9 protein-coding genes are annotated in these 9,827 nt (G+C 63.2%); all 9 read left to right on the top strand.

What is annotated here, in order from left to right; translation table 11 throughout:
- The first annotated feature begins 197 nt into the window (after positions 1 to 197).
- Positions 198 to 968: an NADH dehydrogenase gene (locus ASD12_RS05580; protein ID WP_056582714.1), complete on the top strand. Its 771-nt coding sequence runs from the start codon at positions 198 to 200 to the stop codon at positions 966 to 968.
- A 205-nt stretch (positions 969 to 1,173) separates the two neighbouring features.
- Positions 1,174 to 2,319, top strand: coding sequence for an aminodeoxychorismate synthase component I (locus ASD12_RS05585; RefSeq protein WP_056582716.1), 1,146 nt, complete (start codon positions 1,174 to 1,176; stop codon positions 2,317 to 2,319).
- Complete coding sequence (locus ASD12_RS05590) at positions 2,268 to 2,930, top strand: aminotransferase class IV family protein (protein ID WP_056582754.1); 663 nt, start codon at positions 2,268 to 2,270, stop codon at positions 2,928 to 2,930. Before ASD12_RS05585 ends, ASD12_RS05590 begins: the two co-directional genes overlap by 52 nt.
- Positions 2,931 to 2,939: 9 nt before the next feature.
- Positions 2,940 to 3,227, top strand: a complete 288-nt coding sequence (locus tag ASD12_RS05595) for a YciI family protein (protein WP_056582717.1) — start codon at positions 2,940 to 2,942, stop codon at positions 3,225 to 3,227.
- Entirely contained in the window at positions 3,224 to 4,162 is a 939-nt protein-coding gene (locus tag ASD12_RS05600; protein WP_056582719.1) for a DUF3445 domain-containing protein, read from the top strand. The genes ASD12_RS05595 and ASD12_RS05600 overlap by 4 nt, the downstream gene beginning before the upstream one ends.
- A gap of 128 nt (positions 4,163 to 4,290) precedes the next feature.
- Positions 4,291 to 5,736, top strand: a complete 1,446-nt coding sequence (locus ASD12_RS05605) for a homospermidine synthase (protein WP_056582721.1) — start codon at positions 4,291 to 4,293, stop codon at positions 5,734 to 5,736.
- A gap of 85 nt (positions 5,737 to 5,821) precedes the next feature.
- Positions 5,822 to 6,202: a hypothetical protein gene (locus tag ASD12_RS05610; protein WP_056582723.1), complete on the top strand. Its 381-nt coding sequence runs from the start codon at positions 5,822 to 5,824 to the stop codon at positions 6,200 to 6,202.
- A 189-nt stretch (positions 6,203 to 6,391) separates the two neighbouring features.
- Entirely contained in the window at positions 6,392 to 8,413 is a 2,022-nt protein-coding gene (locus ASD12_RS05615) for a bifunctional UDP-sugar hydrolase/5'-nucleotidase (protein WP_056582725.1), read from the top strand.
- 157 nt (positions 8,414 to 8,570) lie between these two features.
- Positions 8,571 to 9,635 (top strand): ferrochelatase, encoded by a 1,065-nt coding sequence (hemH, locus tag ASD12_RS05620; RefSeq protein ID WP_056582727.1) that lies wholly within the window; start codon positions 8,571 to 8,573, stop codon positions 9,633 to 9,635.
- The last annotated feature ends 192 nt before the right edge of the window (positions 9,636 to 9,827 follow it).

Here is a 9,827-nt window from a genome sequence, read left to right on the forward strand (position 1 = left end):
TCGGCGAGAAAAATCTCAGCCGACCGTGGCGCTCAGGCGAACGCGACAACGGCCGTTGGCCATGGGCAAGCAAAGCCGATCGCCGACAGCTCCACCGAAGCCGGCTGTTCTGCGAACCGCGGAACCACCATCGAGTAGTCCTCCGCCGAGGGTCATGGACCCATGCCGCGGCAGACGGATCTGACTGGAGAGAGACAATGGGCACTTTTTTCTACATGCTCCTGGCGTTCCTGGTAGGCGTATTGGTGGGCTGGTTTCTCTGGGGCCGTCTGCGCGGTGAGCTCGACAGCTTGCGCGGCGACGTAGACCGCACACGCAGCGAACGCGACAGGCTGCGCGCCGACAGCGACCGGCTAACTGGCGAACTCGATGCATGTGGCAAGACCCGCGCCGACCTAGAGCGCCGGCTGCGCGAGGCACAGGCAACCCCCGCCGCCAGCGCCACGACAAAGGCTGCCCCCTCGGCCCTGATGTCGACACCCGCGACGGCCAAATCCGCACCCGTAAAGCCGGCACCAGCCAAACCGGCCGCCGCGAAGGCCGCCCCTGCAAAGCCGACGGCTGCGAAACCGGCGGCGCCAAAGCCGGCAGCGCCGAAACCCGCCGCAGCGAGCAAGCCCGCGGCCACGACCTCGGCGGCCAAGAGTTCAACCGCGCCAAAGGCAGCACCAGCCAAGAAAGCTGTACCGGCAACGGCCAAGCCAGCACCCGGCAAGCCCGACAATCTGCGCCGGCTGATCGGCATTGGGCCGGTCAACGAAAAGCTGCTCAAGGCGCAAGGCGTCACCAGCTTCGCCCAGATCGCCGGCTGGACAGCCGCTGACATCAAGCGGATCGAGGACGTGATGAATTTCGACGGCCGCATCGCACGTGAACGCTGGATCGAGCAGGCCAAGCTGCTCGCCGCCGGCAACGAGAAGGAATTCGCCAAGCAGTTTCCGACCGCGGGAACCGCCAGCAACACCTGATCGCCAGGCAAGAGTTGAAGATTGCAAACGGCGGCGTCAATATGGTGCCGCCGTTTGCTTTTGGCCCCTGGGTTGGCCCGGAGTCGACCCAAAGGTCGGCCCAAAGGTCGGCTTTGAGTGGCAGCGTGCCGTTCCCTCGATTGCGCACGAGCGGGCCCCCATATAGAGCGGTCAATGGCTTCATTGACCGCAGCATCCGGTACCCATGTCCCTGCCCGCCGCCATTTTCCGCAACGACGAAAGCGCGCGCCAGCTCGTTTTCGACCGGCCGGCCGATGTCATCGTGGCGCATGAGGCAAGGGATTTCCTGCCTGCACTAGCGGCAGCGCAAGCCGCGCACGACGCCGGCAAATGGCTGGCCGGTTATTTCTCCTATGAGGCGGGTTATCTGTTCGAACCGAAGCTCGTCCCCTTGCTGCCGGGCGGGCGCCGCGCTCCACTCGTGTGCCTTGGGGTTTTCGATGCGCCGGTCGAAGAGGCGGTGCCGCCCCGCAACTCAGCGGCGACCAATGGTCCGATCTTCGACGCCCGCGCGGCGTGGTCGCCCAAGGACTATGAGAAGCGGTTCTCGCGGCTGCACCAGCACATCAGGCATGGCAATTGCTACCAGGGCAATCTGACCTTTCCGGTGCATGCGCAATGGTCGGGCGACCCGCTGGCCGCCTTCGATGCGCTGACCGAACGCCAGCCGGTGAAATATGGCGCGCTCGTTGCACTCGGCGAGCCCATCGTGCTGTCGCGTTCGCCTGAACTGTTCTTCGAGATTGACACCGAGGGCATGATCGAGACGCATCCGATGAAGGGCACGGCGTCGCGCGGCGCGACCAAGGCCGAAGACGAGCGGCAGAAGATCTTCCTGCGCAATGACGAGAAGAACCAGGCCGAAAACCGCATGATCGTCGATCTCCTGCGCAACGATATCTCGCTGATCAGCGAGGTCGGCACGCTGGACGTGCCGGCGCTGTTCCGCATCGAGACCTATCCGACGGTCCACCAGATGGTAAGCGACGTCAGGGCAAAACTGCTGCCGGGTCTTTCGATCCGCCAGATATTCGCGGCGCTGTTTCCGTGCGGCTCGATAACCGGCGCGCCAAAGATCCGCGCCATGGAAATCCTGCGCGATCTGGAAGGCACGCCCCGCGACGCCTATTGCGGCGCCATCGGCTGGATTGCACCTGGCGGCACGATGCGCTTTTCCGTGGCGATCCGCACCATCTCGCTCTTTTCCGGCGGCGAGGCCATCTACAATGTCGGTGGCGGCGTCGTCTTCGATTCGACGGCGCAGGAGGAGTATCAGGAGTGTCTGCTGAAAGCGCGCTTCGCGACGGGAACACCGCCAATTTCCAGCTGATCGAGACCATGCGCTGGGAACCCGGCTCGGGCTTCCTGCGCTTCGATCGCCATCTCGCGCGCCTCTATGGCTCGGCGGCGGAGCTCGGCTTCCGCTATGATCCAGGCAAGGTCGGCGAGGCGCTCAGCGGCGCGGTCAGCGGTTCCGGCATTGCCATGCGCACGCGCCTCGTCCTGTCGCACGACGGCGAGGTGACAGCCTCGGCACAGCCGTATGAACCGCTCGCCGCCGACAGGGTCTGGCTGCTGCGGCTGGCACGGACAAGGCTCGATTCGAGCAACACGCTGCTGCGCCACAAGACCAGCCGGCGACAGGTCTACACGCATGCCCGCGCCGAATATCTCATCACCCAGGCCGACGAGGTGATCCTGGCCAATGAGCGTGGCGAGATCTGCGAAGGCACGATCACCAATATCTTCGCCGATCTTGGCGACGGCATGCTGGCGACGCCGCGGTTCGACTGCGGCCTGCTGCCTGGCGTATTGCGGGCCGAGCTTCTGGATGAAGGCCGCGCTCGCGAAGCGATCTACAGCTTGGACGATTTGAAATCCGCCAGGGCGCTGTTCGTCGGCAATTCGCTGCGCGGACTGATCCCGGCCAAACTGACCTGAGAGAAGCCAATGTTCGTCGTTTCGCTGAACTACAAGGTGCCGCTGACCGAGATCGACAAGCTCCAGGCGGCGCATGTCGAGTGGCTGAAGGCCTGCTATGCGGACGGCATCTTCGTCGTCTCCGGCCCGAAGAGACCGCGAACCGGCGGCATCATCATCGCGCAATGCCCGCGTGACGTGCTCGACGCCAGGCTGGCCGCCGACCCTTTCGCCAAGGCAGGCGTGGCAGACTATGATGTCACCGAATTCCTGGCGAGGATGACCGCCGCCGAACTCGACGATTTCAAGGAAGCATGAGCTTGGCCGAGGCGCTGCCCACCCACACGCCCTATGACGGCTCGTCGAAACTCTTCAGCATCGGGCTGAAGCCGCTCGATCCGGCGGACTGGATCGAGGTCGACGACCATTTGCTGCCGTATCTCGCCGAAAAGCACCGGCTCTATGGGGAAATCCCCGAGCGGGTTTTCGTCGAGGAGGACGGCACCCGGGACGCCCAGCAGGAAGTGCTCGACTTGCTCGGTGCGCATCTGCTGGAGAGATTTCCCGACACCTATCGGCGCACCGCCGCGAGTATCGAGGCGGTGGGCGCCGCGAACCATCCGGCCATCCCTTCCTGTCTCGGCGACGCCCCGCTTGTCACCGCCTCGCTGCTGGTCCAGGAGGACCTGATCCTGATGCGCCGCAGCGACAGCGGCTGGCGGCTGGTCGCCGGCTCGCTTTGCTTTCCCTCGTCCTGGTCGCTCCTGGAAAAGTTCAGCAAGCCGCTGCAGGACATCCACGGGCCGGTGCCGGGTTTCGGTCCGGGCACGCGTCCGGCCGAGCTGATCAACCGGATGTTCGATGGCCTCCAGGGGCAGGCCGTCGAGCGCTACAACTGGTCGATCCAGTCTGATAACGCGCTCTACCATCCGCTCTCCGACCTGCAGCGCATCGACCGCGCCACCAACCGGCCATCGCGCTTTCCCGATGGCGACATCGATGCCCATGCCTTCATCCGCGTCGAGCGGCAAACCCTGCGGAAACTGCCTGTTACACGCGATATCCTGTTCACCATCCGCATCCATCTCGACCCTCTCGCCGTACTCGCCCGGCACCCGGATCGGGCAACGCTGGCGGTGTCTTTCGCCGCCCAGCTCGGAGCACTCGATCTCGCCCAGCTCGACTACAAGGGCCTGACATCAGACCGCGACCGGCTGATGTCGGTCCTTAACCACATGGCCAATGACGGCTGACCGCTGGTTGGCGCTTTTCGCTGGTTTATGACAATGATCTGTGATGTAGCGCATGGCCGCCGGGCAAAAATCCCCGGTTTTGCGCGTGTTTTCCCAGTTTCCTGGGTTTTGAAGGAGTGCTCGATAAAATGGCGAATGAAAACTGGCCCGTTTACGGTGAAATCACCGGCCCTGTCGTGATGATCGGCTTCGGTTCGATCGGCCGGGGAACGCTGCCGCTGATCGAACGCCATTTCAAGTTCGACAAGTCGCGCATGACGGTCATCGACCCGCGCGACACCGACCGCAAGCTGCTCGACGAGCGCGGCATCGCCTTCGTCCAGGAAGCGGTGACCGAGAAGAACTTCAAGAAGCTCTTGACGCCGCTTCTGAGCAATGGCGGCGGCCAGGGTTTTTGCATCAACCTATCGGTCGATACCGGCTCGGTGGATCTGATGCGGCTCTGCCGCAAGCTCGGCGTGCTCTACATCGACACCGTCGTCGAACCATGGCTCGGCTTCTATTTCGACGCCAAGGCTGACAACGCCAGCCGCACCAACTACGCGCTGCGCGAGTCGCTGCTCAAGGAAAAGCACGACAAGCCCGGTGGTGTGACCGCGGTCTCCACCTGCGGCGCCAATCCCGGCATGGTCTCGTGGTTCGTCAAGCAGGCGCTGGTCAACCTCGCCACCGATCTTGGCCTCGAGTTTTCGGAGCCGGCGCAGGAAGACCGCGAGGGCTGGGCCAAGCTGATGAAGAAGGCTGGCGTCAAGGGTATCCACATCGCCGAACGCGACACCCAGCGCGCCAAGAAACCGAAGCCGATGGAGGTGTTCTGGAACACCTGGTCGGTCGAGGGTTTCATCTCCGAGGGTCTGCAGCCCGCCGAACTCGGGTGGGGCACGCATGAGACGTGGATGCCCAAGAACGCCAAGAAGCACAAGCACGGTTCGAACGCCGCCATCTATCTGGAGCAGCCCGGCGCCAACACGCGCGTGCGCTCATGGTGCCCGACGCCCGGCGCGCAGTACGGCTTCCTGGTCACGCACAACGAGGCGATCTCGATCGCCGACTTCTTCACCGTGCGCTCCAAGAAGGGCAAGGTGCACTACCGCCCGACCTGCCATTATGCCTACCATCCCTGCAACGATGCGGTGCTGTCCCTGGACGAGATGTTTGGCGCCGCCGGCAAGCCTCAGCCGGTGCACCACGTGCTCGACGAGAACGAGTTGGTCGACGGCGTCGATGAACTGGGCGTGCTGCTCTACGGCCATGACAAGAACGCCTACTGGTACGGCTCGCAGCTGTCGCTCGCTGAGGCGCGCAAGCTGGCGCCCTACCAGAACGCCACCGGCATGCAGGTCACCTCGGCTGTGCTCTCGGGCATGGTCTGGGCGCTGGAAAATCCCGAGGCCGGCATCGTCGAGGCCGACGAGATGGATTACAGGCGCTGCCTGGAAGTGCAGTCCCAATATCTCGGGCCGGTCAAGGGCTACTATACCGACTGGACGCCGCTCGATAACCGCCCCGGCCTGTTCCCGGAAGACCTCGACCGCAACGACCCGTGGCAGTTCCGCAACATCCTCGTCCGATAGCGGCCCCGCCTACATGCCTCACTGCCTTGCAATCGCCCGGAAATCGGGCGATTGAAGGGATGCGGACTGAGGAGAGGATTTTCATATGAACAACATTGCGCGCAAAGTTCTTTCGATGAGCGTAGCGGCGGCAACCTTGGCCGGGCTTGCTGCTTGTACGACCAGTGGCCCGAATGAGCCGCCGATGGCAGCGGCGCCGAAAGGCGTCGAGGGTTCCTGGATCGACGCCAAGGGCACCGGCCTGTCGACCTTCGCCGGCGGCACCTTCACAACCGTCGCCACCGACACCGGTCAGAAGCTTGCCGATGGCAGCTACACGATGACCGGCGCCACATCGGTGCAGATCAACGGCACGTCGCTGATCCGCCAGACCGCGGTTAGCTTCAACTGCCTGATGGTTTCGACAAGCCAGCTCAACTGTACCAGCTCCAGCGGCCAGAATTTCGTGCTGACACGGCGCGCCTGACCCAGCGAGCATTCGCTTCCCCAAGGACGGCGGCCGACTGGCCGCCGTCCTTTTTTATGCCGGCAAAGGTTCTCGGATTTCCGCTTGCGTCATCCGGAACGCGATGGGAACATGGCCAAAGCGCCGACTGTTATGTTCCAGTCAAGCAAGAGCGTTAAAGGCCTCTGATCAGCTTTCCGGGAGACGAAGATGAAGAAGCTTGCTGCCATTGCCGCCCTGTCCGCCTCAACCCTCGGTCTGTCGGCCGGCGCATCCTTTGCCGACTACACGCTGAACATCCTGCATATCAACGACTGGCACAGCCGCATCGAGGGCAACAACAAATATGAATCGACCTGCTCGGCTGACGAGGAGACCAAGGGCGAGTGCATCGGCGGCGCGGGCCGGCTGATCACCGCGATCGCCCAGGAGCGCAAGAAGCTGGAAGGCCAGAACGTGCTGCTGCTCAGCGCCGGCGACAATTTCCAAGGCTCGCTGTTCTACACCACTTACAAGGGCAAGGTCGAAGGCGAATTCCTCAACGAAATGAAGTTCGACGCCATGGCGCTCGGCAACCATGAATTCGACGACGGCGAAGTGGCCTTGGCACCGTTCCTCGACATGATCAAGTTCCCGGTGCTGGGCGCCAATGTGAAGGCCAACGCGCAATCCAAGCTCGGCGACCGCGTCAAGCCGTCGATCGTCGTCGAGGTCGGCGGCCAGAAGATCGGCATCATCGGCGCGATCACCAACGACACGCCGGAACTCGCCTCCCCCGGCCCCAACGTCACAATCGAGGACGACGTCAAGTCGATCACCGCTGAAGTCGAGAAGCTGAAGGGCGAAGGCGTCAACAAGATCATCGCCGTGACCCATATCGGCTACAAGCGCGAGCGCGACGTCATTGCCAAGATCCCGGGCATCGATGTCGTCGTCGGCGGCCACAGTCATTCGCTGCTGTCGAACACCGACCCCAAGGCTGAAGGCCCCTACCCGACGATGGTCGACAACCCGGGCGGCTACAAGGTGCCGGTCGTGCAGGCGGCGTCCTATTCGAAATATCTCGGCGAATTCAAGGTGGTGTTCGACGACAATGGCGTCGTCAAATCGGGCAGCGGCGACCCGATCTATCTCGACAAGTCGATCACGCCCGATCCGGCAGTGCTCGCCCGCATCAAGGAGCTTGGTGCGCCGATCGAGGCGCTGAAGAACAAGGAAGTGGCGGAAACCTCCGACGTGATCGACGGCAGCCGCGAGAGCTGCCGCACCCGGGAATGCGCGATGGGCAACCTCGTCTCCGACGCCATCCTCGACCGCGTCAAGGGACAGGGCGTCGAGATCGTCATCTCCAATGGCGGCGGCCTGCGCGCCTCGATCGACAAGGGCACCGTCACCATGGGCGAGGTGCTGACCGTGCTGCCGTTCCAGAACACGCTGGCAACCTTCCAGATTTCCGGCAAGGACCTGGTGGCTGGCCTCGAGAGCGGCCTCAGCCAGGTCGAGGACGGCGCCGGACGCTTCCCGCAGGTCGCCGGCCTGAAATATTCCTTCGACAAATCCGTCGCGCCCAACGCCGGCCGCGTCAAGTCGGTGCAGGTCATGGAAGGCGGCGCCTGGACGCCGCTCAACCCGGACAAGGACTATCTGGTCGCCACCAACAATTATGTCCGCCAAGGCGGCGACGGCTACAAGGTCTTCGCCGACAAGGCGAAGAACGCCTACGACTACGGTCCGGGTCTCGAACAGGTGGTTGCCGACTACCTCGGCGCCCACCGGCCCTACACGCCGAAGCTCGACGGCCGCATCACTGAAATCGCAGCGACCGTCGCCGCGGCGCCCGCTGCGCCGGCAACTCCGGCACCAGCTGAAGCCGCCAAGCCCGCCGATACAGCGCCGGCAATGCCTGAATTGCCGGCCAACTCGGGCGATATCGCCAACACACCGCCGGCCGTATCCACAGAGGCACCGCCGGCCGCGCCGGCACCGGCTGAACCCGCAAAACCGGTTGAAGCTGTCCCGGCTCCTGCGCCAGCACCTGCCGAGCCGGCAAAACCAGCCGAGCCCTCGCCGACCGAAGCCAGCCATGTGATCGTCGCCGGCGATACCTATTGGGACTTGGCCAAGAAGGCCTATGGCGACGGCACCAAATGGAAGGTGATCTCAGAGGCCAACAAGGGCTACGAGCCGCGCCGGCTTCCGGTCGGCGCAACGCTGACCATCCCGCCGAAATAACCTCGCTTCGCGTCTGCGACCAGAACACCGTCCAGGAAACCGGGCGGGTTTTCTGTTTTCCGGGTAAGGTGCGGCCAGACGCGGCATTGAAAACTGGCGCCGCATCGCTAGTTTCGCCGCGACATCGCTGGTTTCGCGTGGTGTCAGGAGAACTTCTATGACGCTTTCCACCCCTGTCGACGCCAAGGCCGCGAAGGCGCTCGGCCCGTTGCCCGCCGGACATCCGCCGGTCAAGGCTGGCAAGATCGGCGTCATGCTGGTCAATCTCGGCACGCCTGACGGCACCGACTTCAAGCCGATGTGGCGGTATCTGCGTGAATTCCTGTCCGATCCGCGCGTCATCGAGCTCAACAGGGCGATCTGGTATCCGATCCTCTATGGCCTGGTGCTCACCACGCGGCCGAAGAAGTCGGGCGCCAACTACGCCCGCATCTGGAACCGGGAGAAGAACGAGTCGCCTTTGCGCACCTATACCCGCGCACAAGGCGAAAAACTGGCCGAAGCACTGCGCGACCTGCCTGATGTCGTCGTCGACTGGGCGATGCGCTATGGCAACCCTTCGACCGAAAGCGTCGCCAAAGGCCTGGTCGCCCAGGGTTGCGACCGCATTCTTTCGTTCCCACTCTATCCGCAATATTCGGCGACCACCACGGCAACCGCCAACGATCAGCTGTTTCGCGCCTTGATGAAGATGCGCCGCGCCCCGGCCATCCGCAGCGTGCCGCCCTACTATGACGAACCGGTCTACATCGAAGCGCTGGCACGTTCGATCGAGCAGAATCTCGCGACGCTGGATTTCGAACCGGAGGTGGTCATCACCTCCTATCACGGCATTCCAAAGCCCTATTTCGAGAAGGGCGATCCCTATCATTGCCACTGCCAGAAGACGACGCGATTGTTGCGCGAACGGCTTGGCTGGGATGACAAGAAACTGATCATCACCTTTCAGTCGCGCTTCGGCGCCCAGGAATGGCTGCAGCCCTACACCGACAAGACGGTCGAGAAACTCGCGCAGGGCGGGGTGAAGTCGATCGCAATCGTCAATCCCGGTTTTTCCGTCGACTGCATCGAGACGCTGGACGAGATTGGCCGCGAAGCGGCCGAAACCTTCCATCATGCCGGCGGCAAGAACTTCGCCCATATCCCTTGCCTCAACGACAGCGCCGAAGGCATGGCGGTGATCGAGGCAATGGTGCGGCGCGAACTGTCCGGCTGGGCCTAGCAAGTTGTTGAAGAAGTCTCAGAGATACCCGTTTTGACTCTGACCTGTGCCGGGTTTGATTCCGATACGTTCCGTGAACAAAACAGTTTTTCAACAGATGGGGTGATTGGGGTCTCGGTCGAGCCTAACTGAGGGCGGCTGCTCCTGTCGGGATGTGAGAACGTGGTCGATGTGAATCGCCACAAACATCGG

Source organism: Mesorhizobium sp. Root102 (genome assembly GCF_001425625.1).
Lineage (GTDB): Bacteria > Pseudomonadota > Alphaproteobacteria > Rhizobiales > Rhizobiaceae > Mesorhizobium.

What these genes read in the sequence shown, in the direction of transcription:
- hemH (WP_056582727.1), top strand. Translation starts at nt 8,571, where the DNA reads ATGACGCTTTCCACCCCTGTCGACGCCAAGGCCGCGAAGGCGCTCGGC.
- ASD12_RS05605 (WP_056582721.1), top strand. Translation starts at nt 4,291, where the DNA reads ATGGCGAATGAAAACTGGCCCGTTTACGGTGAAATCACCGGCCCTGTC.
- ASD12_RS05580 (WP_056582714.1), top strand. Translation starts at nt 198, where the DNA reads ATGGGCACTTTTTTCTACATGCTCCTGGCGTTCCTGGTAGGCGTATTG.
- ASD12_RS05600 (WP_056582719.1), top strand. Translation starts at nt 3,224, where the DNA reads ATGAGCTTGGCCGAGGCGCTGCCCACCCACACGCCCTATGACGGCTCG.
- ASD12_RS05610 (WP_056582723.1), top strand. Translation starts at nt 5,822, where the DNA reads ATGAACAACATTGCGCGCAAAGTTCTTTCGATGAGCGTAGCGGCGGCA.
- ASD12_RS05585 (WP_056582716.1), top strand. Translation starts at nt 1,174, where the DNA reads ATGTCCCTGCCCGCCGCCATTTTCCGCAACGACGAAAGCGCGCGCCAG.
- ASD12_RS05615 (WP_056582725.1), top strand. Translation starts at nt 6,392, where the DNA reads ATGAAGAAGCTTGCTGCCATTGCCGCCCTGTCCGCCTCAACCCTCGGT.
- ASD12_RS05595 (WP_056582717.1), top strand. Translation starts at nt 2,940, where the DNA reads ATGTTCGTCGTTTCGCTGAACTACAAGGTGCCGCTGACCGAGATCGAC.